The following is a 16,701-nucleotide window of genomic DNA, read 5'->3' on the forward strand; positions in this document are numbered from 1 at the left end:
TCCACATTGGTGCAAAAACACCAAGAGACAACAATCAACAGTATATTTAAATGATTAAAAACAAAGAATTATAAATATGGCATGGAAGCCGCTTACTAGAAAGCAAAAGCAATTATGCAGCAAAAATAAAACCCAACAGTTGGAGGACACATGTCACAATCGGTTTTAGATTTTATTAAAGAAAATGACGTTAAGTTCGTTGATTTACGCTTTACTGATACCAAAGGTAAAGAGCAACATGTTTCTATTCCTCATCATCAAGTAGATGAAGACTTCTTTGAAGACGGCAAAATGTTTGATGGTTCTTCAATTGCTGGTTGGAAAGGCATTAACGAATCAGACATGGTATTACTACCGGTTGCTGAATCAGCTAAATTAGACCCTTTTACAGAAGAAGCAACTTTAATCTTGCGTTGTGACGTAGTTGAGCCTAGCACATTACAAGGTTATGAGCGCGATCCGCGTTCTGTTGCTAAGCGCGCTGAAGAATATATGCGCTCTACTGGTATCGCTGACACAGTTTTATTTGGCCCTGAGCCAGAGTTCTTTGTATTTGATGATGTTAAATACAAAACTGACATGTCAGGCTCTATGTATAAAATTGATTCTAAGCAAGCGGCTTGGAACTCTGACAAAGAATATGAAGGTGGCAACACCGGTCACCGTCCTGGCGTAAAAGGTGGTTATTTCCCAGTTGCTCCAGTTGATGATTTCCAAGATTGGCGTTCAGCTACCTGTTTAGTTCTTGAAGAGCTTGGTCAAGTTGTTGAAGCACATCACCACGAAGTATCAACTGCTGGTCAAAATGAAATCGCAACTCGCTTCAATACTATGGTATTAAAAGCGGATGAAATCCAAGAAATGAAATATGTTATTCACAACATGGCTCATTTATACGGAAAGACAGCAACCTTTATGCCTAAGCCTGTTGTTGGCGATAATGGTTCAGGCATGCACTGTCACCAATCTTTAGCTAAAGACGGTGTAAACTTATTCGCAGGTGATAAGTACGGCGGCCTTTCTGAAGACGCGCTTTACTACATTGGCGGTATTATCAAACATGCTAAAGCGATCAACGCTTTTGCTAATGCGTCAACTAACTCGTACAAGCGTTTAGTTCCAGGATTTGAAGCACCGGTAATGCTTGCATATTCTGCACGTAACCGCTCAGCATCAATCCGTATTCCAGTGGTTCCGTCTGCAAAAGGTCGTCGTATTGAAGTACGCTTCCCAGATCCAACTGCTAACCCATACCTTGCTTTCTCTGCAATGCTTATGGCGGGTCTTGACGGAATTAAAAACAAAATTCACCCTGGCGATGCTATGGATAAGGATTTATACGACTTACCAGCAGAAGAAGCCGCAGAAATCCCAACAGTTGCAACTTCACTACAAGAAGCGCTGGCGTCTTTAGATGCTGACCGTGAGTTCTTAAATCAAGGTGGTGTATTCACTGACGATTTAATTGATGCTTACATTGCATTAAAGAACAAAGAAGTTGAAAAGCTAAACATGACGACTCACCCAGTTGAGTTCGAAATGTACTACAGCTGTTAATTAAGCTGTAAAAAATTATCTTATAGAAAATATATGTGTGTTCTCAAAGCCCGTTCTGCGGGCTTTTTTTATGGCTAATTTCTCCATTCTCCACTAGAGTTTAATTACTGTAAAAAGTGCAAGGTGACAAGGTGAAAAAGAGGCTTTTATTACTAGTAACTCTGATTTTAATCAGCTTTTATGGCTATTCTGGCGATAAGAAAATTTATTCTTGGAAAGATAAAAATGGTGTATCCGTATTTTCAGATACTCCTAAACCAGGTGCACAGGAAATCAAGCTCACCAATCAAAGTTTGTCTATGCCGACTGTTGATATAAGTATTTTAGATGAACAGCAACCAGCGGCTGTCAAAAGCTATAAAGCGGTTATTTCTTCCCCTGCTGATCAAGGCACTGTGCGTGAAAATACCGGTTCAGTGTATGTAACAAGCCGTATTACACCACGCTTTGAGAGTGGTTTTAAAATTCAACTACTGGTTGATGGTACGCCATACGCAGCTCCTAGCAATATTAGTACTTTTGCTCTGCGCGAGGTAAATCGTGGCGAACACACATTGCAACTGAAGCTATTTGACCCACAAGGCTCTGTTGTCTCGGTTAGTCCAGTAAGCACATTTTATATGCATAGAGCATCGTCTTTATAAAAATTATGTATCTCTATCAAAGACTATAATTTACTTAAAATATTTATGCTAAGCTGCTAACAATCATCAACGCACTAAAATGGTGCAATCATGCTCGATAATAAAAATTTTAACCCTGAGTTACTAACTAGCATTTGGCAAAACCTGTCAACGGCAGTGATCTTACTTGATCAACAATTCACCCTTATTTACGCTAATAATAGTGCCAGTGAACTGTTAGGATTAGGCTCTAAACGTATCCTCAATCAACCGTTTGACAGTCTTTTTAATTACCATTCAATTGACCTTAAACGCATTGCACAATACTCTTTGGTAGATGGTGTAGATTGCCACCAGCACAGAGCTGACGTGGTTTTTATTGATTCTCGTCATGCCAAACTGGCTATTAGTTCGCGTCGCGTAAAGTTACAGCATGAGTATTTTATCTTATTCGAGTGTCGCCAAACTGATGATGAAATTCGCCACGATCAAGCCTCTAATCAAATGCATCAATATCAAGCAGCACGTAATCTAATTAGAGGGCTTGCTCATGAAATCAAAAATCCTTTAGGCGGAATTCGCGGAGCGGCGCAATTATTGCAGTATGAGGTTGATCAGCAAGAACGGGATGAATGTGCAGAATTAATTATTGAACAAGCCGATCGCTTACGAGAGCTGGTAGATAGATTACTAGGCCCGAATCAATTACCGCAAAAGTCATATGGTAATATTCACCAAACCTTAGAGTCTGTAATTAAACTAAGTACATTAGATAATTGCACCAATATTAGTTTGCAAAAAGATTACGATCCAAGTATTCCGGATGTATATATTGACCAAGGTAAAATTCAGCAAGTAGTACTTAACATCGTTCGAAATGCACAACAAGCGTTAGTCGGTGGTGGCGTGATAAAAATTAAAACTCGCATCAATCATCAACAACGTCGCCCCGGAAAAGCCCCTAAAAAGGCACTACTGATCCAAATTTCAGATGACGGGCCCGGTATCGATCCTAGCATCAAAGAAACCTTGTTTTACCCGATGATCACCAATAAAGAAGATGGTTCTGGCTTAGGTCTCTCAATTGCACAAACCTTAATCGATCAACACAACGGTTATATCGAATGCGATAGCTGGCCAGGTCACACAGAATTTAATATATATCTGCCTTTTGCGGATTAATCAGTTTTTGGAGTTTGCATGAAAACAGTTTGGCTGGTTGATGATGATGCATCTATTCGCTTTGTACTTGAAAAAGCACTAACTCGCGCAGGATTTAATGCTGAAAGTTTTTCTAATGCACAAGACGTGCTGTCAGCATTAAAGTTTAGCCAACCTACTGTACTGGTATCTGATGTACGTATGCCTGGTATGGATGGTATGGCATTATTAGAATTGATCGCTGAGCAAACCCCTGGCTTGCCGGTGATCATCATGACTGCGCATTCAGATTTAGATTCAGCGGTGAATGCGTTTCAAAAAGGCGCATTTGAATACCTAGCAAAGCCATTCGATTTGAATGAAGCAGTTGCTTTAGTTGAAAGTGCCTGTCGCGCAAATTCAGCGAAAAAAACCAAACGTAAAGTTGCCCCGCCTAAAAGCGCTCATATCATTGGTGAAGCACCTGCAATGCAAGAAGTGTTTCGTGCTATTGGTAAATTATCCGCTTCAAGCATGAGTGTATTAATTAATGGTGAATCAGGCACAGGTAAAGAGCTCGTCGCAAGTGCCCTACATAATCACAGCCCGCGTAAAGAAAATCAATTTATCGCCCTTAACATGGCTGCCATTCCTAAAGAACTAGTTGAGTCTGAATTGTTCGGACATGAAAAAGGCGCTTTCACTGGTGCTGATAGTGTACGCAAAGGTCGCTTTGAGCAAGCCAATGGCGGTACGCTATTTTTAGATGAAATAGGCGATATGCCATTAGATGTACAAACTCGTTTATTACGCGTATTAGCGGATGGTGAATTTTATCGTGTTGGTGGCCATCAAAGTATTAAAGTTGATGTGCGGATCATTGCCGCGACTCATCAAAACCTTGAAGACTTAGTAAAACAAGGCAAATTCAGAGACGATTTATTTCATCGCTTAAATGTTGTGCGCCTGCGCCTACCTGCACTGCGGGAACGTACCGAAGACATTGAACGCTTAGCACAGCATTTTTTACATAAAAGCGCCAAAGACTTACAAGTCGAAAGCAAAATTCTCAGCTCAAAAGCCACCGACTTATTACGCTTGTTCAACTGGCCTGGCAATGTTCGTCAACTAGAGAACACCTGCCGCTGGCTTACCGTTATGGCTCCCGGCGAGCTTGTGAGTGAGCAAGACTTACCTCCAGAGATCTTAGCAATTGATGAGACTCAACAGGAGGGCGATTGGCTTGATGCCTTTCAAAAATGGCTTAACCGAGAGCTGAAGCAAGGCAAAGAAAACATCTGGCCTAATGTACAAGCGCAATTAGAAACCCGCCTAATTAAAACCGCATTGGCAAACTGTGCAGGGCATAAACAAGAAGCCGCTGTAAAAATAGGCTGGGGACGCAATACATTGACCCGTAAATTAAAAGAGCGCAATATCAACTAACTTCCCATGCTCAAACGAAGAAAAATAAGTTAAAATTAATCGGGCATATTCCATTAATAAAGCAGATGGAGATACTTAATAGGCTGAGTTTTTTTAGAGAGTTCAGCCTCAATGAGCGCCAAGTATTACTGGAGTCATTCAGTCACTTATACTTAATCAATAAAGACGCTTTGTGTTTAAACAGCTTGATAACGACAAACAACTGTATATTGTTCTCAGCGGCGCTATTGTGGTGTTTAAGCACAGCCATTTAATGGAACTGGGCACAATAGAGCCCGGTGAGCTTATTGGCGAAGGTGCCTTTATCAATAACCGAGAGCGTAGCACCAGTACTCGCGCTAAAACCGACACCTGAGTACTTGCCATTGCCCCAGAGGCACTTACTCGCTTGCCTAATGTCATCTGCTAGAAAATTAAAGACCGTATTATTGAAGGAATGAGCGAACATATTGCCAAACTAACTGAGCACGGGCACCATTTAGTAAAGTAAATTCAACCAAGTTATCAACAAATCTGACTTTGAGGCCATTGTAGCGATCTTCAGTGCAAGCTGTAGTATGCATCTGTTTCGGCATCTCAAAACCTTGCTCTATTTGCTCACCACGTAAGTAAAAGCCAATATTGCCATCGCTATAGTAATGATTTGCCACCGACACATAATTAAGCTGCGGCTGATAACCCATCGCTTGCATAATATTTGCAAGTTGCTCTGTTTCAGAAGTCAGTATTTTATCTTCTGAGGTTAATAATGTTGCAGCGCTAAACTCTTTGGGTACTGGCAGTTCAGTAAATTGAAAAGGCAAGGTCTGCTGTTGTAGTTGCTCTGCCAGTTTTTGTTTTTGCAAAGCAGTTAACCCCTTCGTATAGACATACACTGTAGGGTGCTGACAAGCTGTTAAAAATAACAACATGCCAATTAAAATTCCATTTTTCATAGTCACCTCGACTAGATTACAAGTGTAGTCTAGTCGAATTTATCTTGTATAGCAAACTAATTTACTTGGCTATCAAGCCACGCATCAACACTTTTACGCGTATACAAAACGTCTTTAAATAAACGATGCCGCTGAAACTCAAGTAGCTTTTCTTTGCTATTTTCACCACAACTCAATTGACTGTGATTGTCGTTAAAACGCGAAATCAAAGAAAAATCACGCTCTGATCTATCAGGCGCTTTTTTTACAATTTTGCTAAGTTCAGACCTTACATCATCAGCGGTCATAAACCCTGAACCTTCCAAGCCCATTAACTCTTTTTTCATGGCTGATCTAACACCCATTTTAAATCTCCAGTACTGTGGCATTTGTAATAAGATGACCAACTAAGTATCGAATGCGACACGAATAGCAAATTACAGGCCAGCTGCTGACGCGGATACTACGCTTGAATTACTACCGTTTTTTTAAAGACAGTAGAAAAGTCAAAAAAGTTTCAGGTTAATTCTATTTAATACCCTGTATACTTTTGGCAGCTTGATGCAAAAGTCGCGCACAGCCTTTATAATACAGGCTGCGCCCTACCTTAATGAGATCAAACATGAACGACGAATATATTGAAATTGAATTAGAAGAAGAGCCAATTGAGCTATGTAAACTCTTAAAAGTTCTTGATTTAGTCGAAGGTGGTGGCCAAGCCAAAAACCTCATCACTGAAGGCTATGTTGGCATTAACCATGAAATTTGTACAATCAAGCGGAAAAAATTATACAGTGGCGACATTCTTGAATTTGATGGTGAGCTATTTAAGCTAACCCTAAGTGAAGATGCAACGCCTGCGCAACGTGCTGTGGAAAATACTCATTCTGAAAGTGTACAAAGTCCAACACCAGCGGCACCTAAAAACAAACGTAAACGTACTAAAAAGCCTAAAGTAGATGAAAAAACGGGGCGTCGTCCAATTTCATTTGGTTAATCACCAGCATAACTTGTAAAACACTTTCGGGTCGTCTTTAATTACTTTCTAAATAACGACAAATAGAATGAATTTTATGACGACTTCAACAGCCCCTAGTTGGATTAAAAGTATTGCTTGGGCCGCATTAGTTTGGAACTTACTTGGGGTAATTGCATTCATTATGCAAATGCTTATGACTCCAGACATGATAAGTAAACTCCCCGTAGAACAACAAGCTGCATATTCAAACACGCCAATTTGGTCAACTATTGCATTCGCTACTGCGGTTTTTGGTGGTGTATTGGGCTGTATTTTATTATTACTTAAAAAAGCCCTTGCTCAAACGCTATTTACGCTCTCACTTACTGGGATTTTTATCCAGCAATTTTATAATTTCATTGTAATTAATAGTATTGAATTACTCGGTGCCAGCGCTGTGTTTATGCCAATATTCGTAGTCGTTATTGCAATTATCCTGCTACTGCTAAGCCACAAAGGCAAGCAGCAAGGTTGGCTACTGTAAAACAGTAAATAAGGCGCTATTGAGCTGCTATTGTTTTACTGCAAACGCTTGAAATATAAATTTTCAGCATCATATACACTCTATTAACTGTATGAAAATCGCGCAAAATATACTGGTATATACTTTGCTTTTTTATTCTTCTTCAAAGAGAGGTTACATTTACCAATTAAGTACCATTTAAGGATATTCATTTAACTTAGGGGCACATAATGAACAATAGTTTTGACACCCAAAAACAACTCACTATCAATGGTGAGCAGTTTCATATCCATTCACTGCAAGGTTTAGGCGATAAAGCCAAGCGACTGCCGTTCTCGCTCAAGATCCTACTCGAAAATTTACTACGCAATGAAGACGGCGTAAATATTAAAAAACAAGATATTGAGGCGCTGCTAAACTGGGATCCACAAGCCAAGCCCAGTGCTGAGGTAGCATTTACACCCGCTCGCGTAGTTATGCAAGATTTTACTGGCGTACCAGCAATCGTCGATTTGGCTGCCATGCGTGATGCTATGGAAAGACTTGGCGGCGATCCTGCGAAAATAAATCCACTATCTCCCGCTGAACTCGTTATCGACCACTCAGTGCAAGTAGACGGTTATGGTGAAGATGGCTCATTTGATTTAAATGCCAAGCTTGAGTACGAACGCAATAAAGAACGTTATGAGTTTTTACGCTGGGGCCAAACTGCCTTTGATAACTTAAAAGTTGTGCCACCAGCAACGGGGATTGTTCACCAAGTGAATTTAGAATACCTTGCCCGTGTTGTCTTTAATGAACAGCGCAATGGGCAAAAATTTGCTTACCCTGACACCTTAGTCGGTACTGATTCACATACCACTATGATCAACGGCTTAGGCGTGCTTGGCTGGGGTGTAGGCGGCATTGAAGCAGAAGCTGCAATGCTAGGCCAGCCAATTAGCTTACTGATCCCGCAAGTGGTGGGCATGAAGCTCAATGGCCGTTTACCTGAGGGCACCACAGCGACTGATTTAGTACTGACCGTTACTGAAATACTGCGTAAGCATGGCGTTGTCGGTAAATTTGTAGAGTTTTATGGCGATGGTCTTGCCGATCTACCATTAGCAGATCGTGCAACCATAGCAAATATGGCTCCTGAATATGGCGCGACCTGCGGTATTTTCCCTATCGATGATGAAACGATTAACTACCTTCGTTTAACCAACCGCGATGCAACCCAGCTCAAACTGATAGCAGACTACGCGAAACACCAAGGTCTATGGCGTAACGATGGTGATGAAGCAAATTACACCGACAAGCTCGAATTAAATCTAAATGATGTAGTGCCAAGCCTTGCCGGTCCGAAACGCCCACAAGACAGAATAGCACTGGATCAAGCTGGCGAAATTATTGCCAATCATTTAAAAACTTTTCAAGATGAACGCATAGCAACTCGTGATAAAAGCGATGAACAACAAGCTCGTATTGAAAGTGAAGGCCCTACTACCAATCCTGATGAGCCAACCGATGAAGCGCAATTTATGGGCGCAGCAAAGGTTAACTTTAAAGGCCAAAAGTTTGAGTTAAAAGATGGCGCTTGTGTAATTGCTGCCATTACTAGCTGTACCAACACTTCTAACCCAAGTGTGATTTTAGCCGCAGGTTTAGTTGCGCAAAAGGCTCGCCAGTTAGGAATTAACGTAAAACCTTGGGTAAAAACATCACTCGCACCTGGCTCACAAGTGGTCACTGACTACTTAGAAAAAGCAGGTCTAATGGATGATTTAGATGCCCTTGGTTTTAACTTAGTTGGTTATGGTTGTACCACCTGCATTGGTAATTCAGGTCCACTCGCCGATGAAATCTCTGACGCGATTCAAAAACATAAACTGGTGGTAAGTTCTATATTATCAGGTAACCGAAACTTTGAAGGACGTATTCACCAAGATGTGAAAATGAACTTTTTAGCTTCACCACCGTTGGTTGTTGCTTACGCAATTGCTGGGCGCACTGATATCGATGTATACAACGAGCCTCTAGCGCAAGATGCTAATGGTAATGATATTTACCTGAAAAACATCTGGCCTTCAGTAAGTGAAGTAAATGAACTCGTGAAAAAAACCGTCACCAAAGAAATGTTTGCCTCAAGCTACGGCAATGTTTACAAAGGTGATGATCGCTGGCAACAGATCAAAATTCCTGATGGTAAACTTTATGACTGGAATGATGCCTCAACGTATATTAAAAAAGCGCCGTTTTTTGATGGTATGACGACAGAACCACCAGGCATCCCTACTATTTCGGGCGCTCGCTGTTTAGCAAAACTTGGCGATTCCGTCACCACGGACCATATCTCCCCTGCAGGTGCAATAAAAGCAAGCGCGCCTGCTGGCGAATACTTACAAGAAAATGGCGTAGATAAATCGCAGTTTAACTCATACGGTTCTCGCCGTGGTAATCATGAAGTAATGATGCGTGGTACATTTGCCAATGTACGCTTAAAAAACTTGCTTGCGCCAGGCACAGAAGGCGGTGTAACGCGCACTCAACCTGATGATGAGCTTGCCAGTATTTACGATGCAGCAATGGCGTATCAACAGCAAGGCGTGCCATTAGTTGTGCTAGCGGGGGCAGAATATGGTACTGGTTCATCGCGTGATTGGGCTGCAAAAGGTTCGTTATTATTAGGTATTAAAGCGGTTATTGCGCAAAGTTACGAACGTATTCATCGCTCAAACCTAATTGGCATGGGCGTGCTACCACTGCAATTTAAAGCAGGTGAGAGCCATGAATCACTGGGGTTAACAGGTCAAGAGCAGTTCGATATCGAAGGTCTCTACGATAAAACCAAAGATGTTAGTGTCGTTGCCACTAATAGCGAAGGCAAAAAACTAAGCTTTAGTGCCGATGTCCGTATTGATACTCCCAAAGAGTGGGATTACTACAAACATGGCGGTATTTTACAATATGTACTGCGTAATATGTTAACTAGTTAATCAATCCATAATTTTAGGGCTTTGCAAAGTCAATTTGCTTAGCCCTTAACTTTTTGATGTAAAACAAGTCAACTTGCTCATTATTAACTACACTTAATACAGCTAATTACCAACTAACTGGTGTATTGTATGACTGAACAAAAACTCATAAGAATACTTAAGATATTTATAATCCTCGGTATATCGCTGATTTTAGCAGGGCATTACTTATTAGTATCGGATTTGTTAGCCGAACAAAATAGTATTCATGGCATTATGATCGGTGCGACTTTTATTGCAGTTGGCATTTTATTTTCATTACCGACTAAAATTTATCTCACCATTGTACTGATGAATATAGAAGCGGAGCACAACAAACGCGCACAATCACATACTTAATTACTGTGTAGCATCTAGCGCCTTAGAGCGCTGCTCTAATGTGCTCTTTACTTGCTCTGCATCTTCAAACAGTTTTTTTATCAACACAGGATCATAAACTGACGTTGGCGTAAACCCGATACTAGGAGCTTTAGCACTGCCTTTTAAAATAGCGGTATCCTCGGCTGCAACAACTGTTATATCGTTAGGGTCGAGAACCATTTCCCTGCTTTTTCCGTCAGGGTCAGGGGTATCTGAATAATGCCATTGACCCTGTTCATCTTGCCACCTGTAAATTATCATAGCCTGCGGCGAAGTATCTGAGGCAATAGATCCTACAATGTTTTGACTGGTCTCACTAAACAATTTGGCAGCTCTGGCAAAGGTGTTACTTGATAATGCAACCACTTGCTCTGTTAGCTGATTTGATTTACTACTAATACCATCACTGGTTAACCACGCTTGGCCGTCGGGTCGCTGCAAGTAAAATAATGCCGCAACACTGATCAGCAATACCATAATAGCAAGGTAAGCAAAATACTTCATTTTCAATCCTTTGAGTTACACTATTCTGTTATTATCATTGATAGCGAGCTATAATTTTAACTAAGCCGCCATCATCTTTTAAACTTTGTAAAAAATCATTAAATTCTTTCGCGTACTTTTTACCCCTCGCATTATAAGAAAATTGCAATTGCAGCTGCGCTTCACCGACATTCACATCACTTATGGATAAAGCAGCAAGCTCAGGGTACTTTTGTATATACCAGCTTACGACAGAGCGTGACATTACAGTAAAACGTTTACTGGCATCAACGTCTTTGTACAAACTTTGCAATATTTCTAAGTCAGAATAAAAATTTTCGCGGTGCAGAACCTTATTAGTTACTGATTGCTCATATTTTGGATAAACATAGCCAAATCGTCCGAGTAACACACCGCCCTTTAAACTAGCTAAATCTTTAAAATCAATTAACTCAGTCCCACGAGTCACAACGAGTACATCTTCAATCATTACTATCCCTTGGCTCCAATAATAAGATCCATCACCTAAAAACCAAGCCTCAGACTCCATCCGTACATCAACATCACCGCGTTGCAGCATTTTTGCTGAACGCATTTCTGGCACAAAAATGTAGTCTACTTGCACCCCTGAATACTTTGAAAATGCTGTAATAATATCATGTAAAATGCCTTTTTTTTCTGAGCTGACAAAGTGAAAGGGGGGGTAGTCCTTATCAGGTAAAGCAACCCGAAGATTTTCGGCAAAAAGATTACTGGAAAATATTAAAAACAAAATTATGTAATACAGTTTCATAAAATAGCTACATATCTATAACGCCTGACTGTAACTGTATTGTAGTCAAAAAAATAAAGCGCAGCTAGGCTGCGCTTTAAGAATATTCAGATTGGTATTTAGGGTTAGATACCATCACCATCAATGTGTAGGCCACATTCACGGTTTAGGCCAAAAAAACGAGTTTCTTCTTCAGTCATACCAGGCTCTAATTTACGCGTGGTATGCACATCACCCATCGACACATACCCTTCTTCCCATAACGGATGATATGGTAAATCGTGCTTAGTTAAATACTGATAAACATCACGGTTTGACCATTCGATAATTGGATAAACCTTTACCGTGTCACGACTAATTTCAATAACTTGCTTATCGGCACGGGTTGATGATTGGTCACGGCGCAAGCCACTAAACCAAGTACCTGCATTTATCTCTTTTAATGCGCGAGTCATGGGCTCAACTTTATTAAGCTGGTTATATTGTTTAATACCCGCTTCGCCTAGCTCCCATAACTTACCAAACTTGGCTTCTTGCCAAGCAGGGCTTAATTGCGACTTATACACTTTTAAATTGAGTGATAACCGCTCGGTCATTTGCTCAATAAACTGATAAGTCTCTGGAAATAAATAACCGGTATCAGTTAGCACCACTGGAATATCCGCTTTTTGTGACGTTACTAAATGCAACATTACCGCGGCTTGAATACCAAAGCTTGATGATAAAAACTGCGTGTCAGGTAAATTTTCCAGCGCCCAAATAACTCGCTGTTCAGCATTCATATCTTTTAAGATGCCGTTAGCATCAGTAAGCAGTGTTACTTGGCTTTCTTTATCAAGCTGTAAAATGTTTTTAAATTCACTCATAGTAAATTCCAAACCTTAGCAAGTACGAACACTTGCTTTAAATTATGCGTGGAAATCGGTTACTGAGACTTTAACTTCAGCAACAATGCCTTTGCGGATCACAAAATCACCAAAGCATTCACCGTCGTTACGCTCACTTGCCCATTGACCTATTAATTTATCAAATGCCTCTAAATACACGTCTTCACCAACATTCTCTAAATACAACTTAGGAATACGAGTACCTTCAAGGTTGCCACCTAAGTAGACGTTATATTTACCAGGTCCTTTACCCACCAACCCTGCTTCAGCTAACATTGCACGACCACAGCCATTCGGGCAACCTACAACACGCATAATAATACTGTCATCAGGAATACCGTGCTTAGCAAGCAGCGCTTCGGTTTTTTCAATTAAGCTTGGTAAATAACGCTCGGCTTCCGCCATCGCTAAAGGGCAAGTAGGCAGTGAAACACAGGCCATTGAGTTTTTTCGCTGCTCTGAATCTTTGTTATCAATCAACCCGTGGTTTCGGGCTATTTCTTCAATTACTGCTTTTTGATCGGCCGGTACACCGGCAATAATTAAGTTTTGGTTTGCCGTCATACGGAAATCACCGTGGTGAATTTCAGCAATTTTACGACAACCTGTCTTTAGTGGTTTACCCGGAAAATCTAAAATACGGCCACTTTGGATAAATAAGGTTAAGTGATGCTTGCCATCAATACCTTCAACCCAACCAATGCGATCGCCACGATGAGTAAACTCATAAGGGCGGCTTGGTGCAAATTTAACTCCTGCACGCTGCTCTACTTCCGCTTTGAATACATCAGTACCTACACGATCTAAGGTATATTTAGTTTTTGCATTTTTACGGTTTGAGCGATTACCCCAGTCGCGCTGTACAGACACCACATGTTCAGCAATTGTTAACGTATCTTCGAGAGAGATAAAACCAAAGTCATCGGCTTTGCGTGGATACGTTGCAGTATCGCCGTGAGTCATAGCAAGACCACCACCTACTAGCACGTTAAAACCAACTAATTTACCGTTATCAGCAATCGCGACAAAGTTTAAGTCGTTTGCATGTACATCCACTTCGTTGTTCGGTGGAATAGTTACTGTGGTTTTAAACTTACGTGGTAAGTAAGTTGAACCTAAGATTGGCTCTTCTGTGGTTTCGCTTTTTTCGCCGTTTAGCCAAATTTCAGCATACGCTTTAGTTTTTGGTAACAAGTGCTCAGAAATTTTCGCAGCCCAATCGTACGCTTCTTGATGTAACTCAGATTCAACCGGGTTTGTGGTGCACAATACGTTACGGTTAACGTCTCCTGCTGTCGCAATTGAGTCGATACCCACGCTATCAAGCATTTGGTGCATACCTTTAATATTTGGCTTTAATACACCGTGAAACTGAAATGTTTGCCGGGTGGTTAAACGAATACTGCCGTAGCTGGTTTTTTCATCAGCAAATTTATCAATCGCTAACCATTGCTCGGGCTTGATGATACCACCAGGCATACGTGCACGTAACATGACGTTGTGTAATGGCTCAAGCTTTTGCTTACCACGCTCACCACGAATATCACGGTCATCTTGTTGGTACATACCGTGAAAACGAATTAGCTGAAAGTTATCTGCGGTGAAGCCACCGGTGATCTCATCTTTTAAATCTTGTTCAATAGTGCCACGTAAAAAGTTACTTTCTCTTTTCAAACGCTCGTTATCAGAAAGCTTTACGTTGTTATCTTGTTCGCTCATATTTAATCCTAAATTTGTTACAGTGACGGCTGTTGTAAAGTATGCAACGTGTATTTAGTACACGTCTTTCTGATAGCGATTTGCGCTACGTAAATCTTTTAAATACTGCTCAGCGTCTTCATCATTTTTACCGCTATTATCTTTGATGATATCCACTAATGCTTGATGAACATCTTTCGCCATACGATTTGCGTCACCACAAATATAAAAATGCGCGCCAGCTTCTAGCCATGCAAATACGCCTTTACTGTTTTGACGTAACTTATCTTGTACATAGATTTTTTCAGCCTGATCACGACTAAACGCCACATCAACTTTACTTAGTAAGCCTGATTTTAAATAACCCTGAATTTCAACTTGATATAAGAAGTCTTGAGTAAAATGTGGGTTACCAAAGAACAACCAGTTTTTGCCTGACGCGCCGCGTGCATCACGCTCTTGTAGGAAAGCACGGAACGGCGCAATACCTGTACCAGGGCCGACCATGATCACTGGCGTTTCGTCGTTCGCAGGTAAACGAAAGTTATCATTATGCTCGCTGAATACTTTTACTTTACAGCCCTCTTCAGCGCGGCGCGCTAAGTAACCAGAACAGCCACCTAAATGCTCACTACCAAACGCTTCAAATTCAACAAGCCCAATCGTTAAATGCACTTCGTCTTCAACTTCGGTTTGGCTCGATGCAATTGAATATAAACGCGCTTGTAGCTTACGCAGGCAATCAACAAGGGTTTGTGCTTCGACTTTAGCTGGGTTTTGGCGGATCACATCAAATATCTGACGAGGCTCAATGTATTCACGCATTGCTGCTTTATCTTCTACTAACTTTAGTAACTCAGGTACGCCCGTTGCGATTGCGTACTTTTCAACAAAACCTGGGTATGACTGAGTTAGCTCTAATTTTTCGATTAATGCATCACGAATGCTTAATTCGGCGTCACCTAATTTAACGGTAGCTGTAGCATCAATTTGCGTAAGCTCAAGCACTTCATCAACCAATGCTTCATCATTTAAAAAGTACACACCTAGCGAATCACCCGGCGTATAGGTAATACCTGAGCCTTCCAATGAAATTTCAACGTGACGCACGTCTTTGCTTGAATCACGACCAGTAATCTTTTGCACTAAGCTCAGCTCTGCTGCAAATGGGTTTTGCTTAGTATATTGGCTTGCAGCTGTCACTGGTGCGCCAAACGCGACTACTTGACCACCTGTTGCGCCTTGCTGCGCTTTTAAATCAGGTTCAAAATTATCTAATGCGCCCGTGATCCAGGTAGCCGCTTCATCATCGTAATCAACGTCTAAATCTGCACGCTGATATACAGTTTCAGCACCTAATTTATTTAAACGTTGTTCAAAATCTTTTGCTGTTTGGCAGAAGAATTCGTAGCTTGAATCACCTAACCCAATCACCGCAATTTTAACCCCATTAAGCTTAGGGGCTTTTTTAGTCGCTAAAAACTCATGTAAGGTTTCTGCATCTTCCGGCGGCTCACCTTCACCGTAAGTTGAAACAACCACTGTTAGGAACTTTTCTTTTTTCAGAGCCGTTGGTTTGTAATCAGCCATGCTAACAAGTTTAACAGCCAAACCTCGTGATTCAGCCTGCTCTTTTAGTTTCGTTGCTACGCCTTTGGCATTGCCTGTTTGCGAACCATATAAAATGGTCAATGCAGCGGCTTCTCCAGTGCTTGGGGCACCCGTCGTAATACCTGAGAAGGTTGCCGTATTAGCATTTGCCGCAAGATAACCACTTACCCAAGCCTGTTGAATTGGATTCAGCTCAGCGACTAAACCTTGCAACTTCTGTACTTGCTCTTGCGATAGCGGGCTTGCCGCTGCGTTGAGTTGACCTAACAACATGAATTAATTCCCCGTAACCCTTAAAGCTATCTACAAAATACTCATTAATTGCAGTGATCACTTTGCCTAAAATTTGCCTCAACTCTATGGCTACAATCTAGCCTTAGAGGATTCTTTGAGTGTGAAGAATAACGGGGTATGGGCGAATAAAAAAAGAATAGAATCTGCTTTGTTATTCCATTTAGTTATTAATTTATAAATTAACCAGTAAAAACAGATTAAAAGCTAAAAATACTAACTATCAGCTAACACAGCACAATAAACAGCGCTCGAAATTACTATTTAATCATGCCTGTTCCTGGTCTATTCAACCAGGGCGCGAGCACACTTTGTTAACGATGTTAACCGAACAACAATTCCTCTCTAAAAGCATCGTCATAACACGCTCTTACACACTTGCTTCTTATTGAACTATTGCTTTTCGTATGTTGTTTTACCA

The 16,701-nt window shown here is 41.0% G+C and carries 15 protein-coding genes and 1 pseudogene; 9 read left to right on the top strand and 7 right to left on the bottom strand.

Annotation, left to right across the window (positions count from 1 at the left end; genetic code table 11):
- Positions 1 to 150: 150 nt before the first annotated feature.
- The 5 genes and pseudogenes from glnA to HHO47_RS06085 all read left to right on the top strand — a co-directional run bounded on the left by glnA (position 151) and on the right by HHO47_RS06085 (position 5,256).
- Entirely contained in the window at positions 151 to 1,557 is a 1,407-nt protein-coding gene (glnA, locus tag HHO47_RS06065) for a glutamate--ammonia ligase (protein WP_169019478.1), read from the top strand.
- A 131-nt stretch (positions 1,558 to 1,688) separates the two neighbouring features.
- Positions 1,689 to 2,201, top strand: a complete 513-nt coding sequence (locus tag HHO47_RS06070) for a DUF4124 domain-containing protein (protein ID WP_169019479.1) — start codon at positions 1,689 to 1,691, stop codon at positions 2,199 to 2,201.
- 90 nt (positions 2,202 to 2,291) lie between these two features.
- Positions 2,292 to 3,362, top strand: a complete 1,071-nt coding sequence (gene glnL, locus HHO47_RS06075; protein ID WP_169019480.1) for a nitrogen regulation protein NR(II) — start codon at positions 2,292 to 2,294, stop codon at positions 3,360 to 3,362.
- Positions 3,363 to 3,380: 18 nt separating this feature from the next.
- Positions 3,381 to 4,766: a nitrogen regulation protein NR(I) gene (gene ntrC, locus HHO47_RS06080; RefSeq protein WP_169019481.1), complete on the top strand. Its 1,386-nt coding sequence runs from the start codon at positions 3,381 to 3,383 to the stop codon at positions 4,764 to 4,766.
- Positions 4,767 to 4,831: 65 nt separating this feature from the next.
- Positions 4,832 to 5,256, top strand: a pseudogene (locus HHO47_RS06085) (cyclic nucleotide-binding domain-containing protein).
- On the opposite strand, the gene HHO47_RS06090 reads toward HHO47_RS06085, so the two are convergent.
- Both HHO47_RS06090 and HHO47_RS06095 read right to left on the bottom strand, forming a co-directional pair.
- Complete coding sequence (locus tag HHO47_RS06090; RefSeq protein ID WP_211183626.1) at positions 5,192 to 5,701, bottom strand: hypothetical protein; 510 nt, start codon at positions 5,699 to 5,701, stop codon at positions 5,192 to 5,194. The pseudogene HHO47_RS06085 and the gene HHO47_RS06090 overlap by 65 nt on opposite strands.
- A 56-nt stretch (positions 5,702 to 5,757) precedes the next feature.
- Positions 5,758 to 6,045, bottom strand: coding sequence for a hypothetical protein (locus HHO47_RS06095; RefSeq protein ID WP_169019482.1), 288 nt, complete (start codon positions 6,043 to 6,045; stop codon positions 5,758 to 5,760).
- A gap of 257 nt (positions 6,046 to 6,302) precedes the next feature.
- On the opposite strand from HHO47_RS06095, the gene HHO47_RS06100 reads away from it, so the two are divergent.
- The 4 genes from HHO47_RS06100 (at position 6,303) to HHO47_RS06115 (ending at position 10,517) form a co-directional block, all read left to right on the top strand.
- On the top strand, positions 6,303 to 6,677 hold the full coding sequence (locus tag HHO47_RS06100; protein WP_169019483.1) for an RNA-binding S4 domain-containing protein: 375 nt from the start codon (positions 6,303 to 6,305) through the stop codon (positions 6,675 to 6,677).
- A gap of 76 nt (positions 6,678 to 6,753) precedes the next feature.
- Positions 6,754 to 7,182: a hypothetical protein gene (locus HHO47_RS06105; protein ID WP_169019484.1), complete on the top strand. Its 429-nt coding sequence runs from the start codon at positions 6,754 to 6,756 to the stop codon at positions 7,180 to 7,182.
- A 209-nt stretch (positions 7,183 to 7,391) separates the two neighbouring features.
- Positions 7,392 to 10,139, top strand: a complete 2,748-nt coding sequence (gene acnA, locus HHO47_RS06110) for an aconitate hydratase AcnA (protein WP_169019485.1) — start codon at positions 7,392 to 7,394, stop codon at positions 10,137 to 10,139.
- A 129-nt stretch (positions 10,140 to 10,268) separates the two neighbouring features.
- Entirely contained in the window at positions 10,269 to 10,517 is a 249-nt protein-coding gene (locus HHO47_RS06115; protein ID WP_169019486.1) for a hypothetical protein, read from the top strand.
- On the opposite strand, the gene HHO47_RS06120 is transcribed toward HHO47_RS06115, so the two are convergent.
- The 5 genes from HHO47_RS06120 to HHO47_RS06140 form a co-directional block, all read right to left on the bottom strand.
- Positions 10,518 to 11,042: a DUF4124 domain-containing protein gene (locus tag HHO47_RS06120; protein WP_169019487.1), complete on the bottom strand. Its 525-nt coding sequence runs from the start codon at positions 11,040 to 11,042 to the stop codon at positions 10,518 to 10,520.
- A 34-nt stretch (positions 11,043 to 11,076) separates the two neighbouring features.
- The gene (locus HHO47_RS06125; RefSeq protein ID WP_169019488.1) at positions 11,077 to 11,814 is read right to left on the bottom strand and encodes a substrate-binding periplasmic protein; all 738 of its coding nucleotides are present in this window, start codon (positions 11,812 to 11,814) and stop codon (positions 11,077 to 11,079) included.
- 104 nt (positions 11,815 to 11,918) lie between these two features.
- Positions 11,919 to 12,659, bottom strand: a complete 741-nt coding sequence (locus HHO47_RS06130) for a phosphoadenylyl-sulfate reductase (protein WP_169019489.1) — start codon at positions 12,657 to 12,659, stop codon at positions 11,919 to 11,921.
- Between the two features lie 42 nt (positions 12,660 to 12,701).
- The gene (gene cysI / locus HHO47_RS06135) at positions 12,702 to 14,399 is read right to left on the bottom strand and encodes an assimilatory sulfite reductase (NADPH) hemoprotein subunit (protein ID WP_169019490.1); all 1,698 of its coding nucleotides are present in this window, start codon (positions 14,397 to 14,399) and stop codon (positions 12,702 to 12,704) included.
- Positions 14,400 to 14,453: 54 nt separating this feature from the next.
- The gene (locus HHO47_RS06140; protein ID WP_169019491.1) at positions 14,454 to 16,262 is read right to left on the bottom strand and encodes an assimilatory sulfite reductase (NADPH) flavoprotein subunit; all 1,809 of its coding nucleotides are present in this window, start codon (positions 16,260 to 16,262) and stop codon (positions 14,454 to 14,456) included.
- Positions 16,263 to 16,701: the final 439 nt, after the last annotated feature.

Source organism: Pseudoalteromonas arctica, from assembly GCF_012927645.1.
Taxonomy (GTDB): domain Bacteria; phylum Pseudomonadota; class Gammaproteobacteria; order Enterobacterales; family Alteromonadaceae; genus Pseudoalteromonas; species Pseudoalteromonas arctica_A.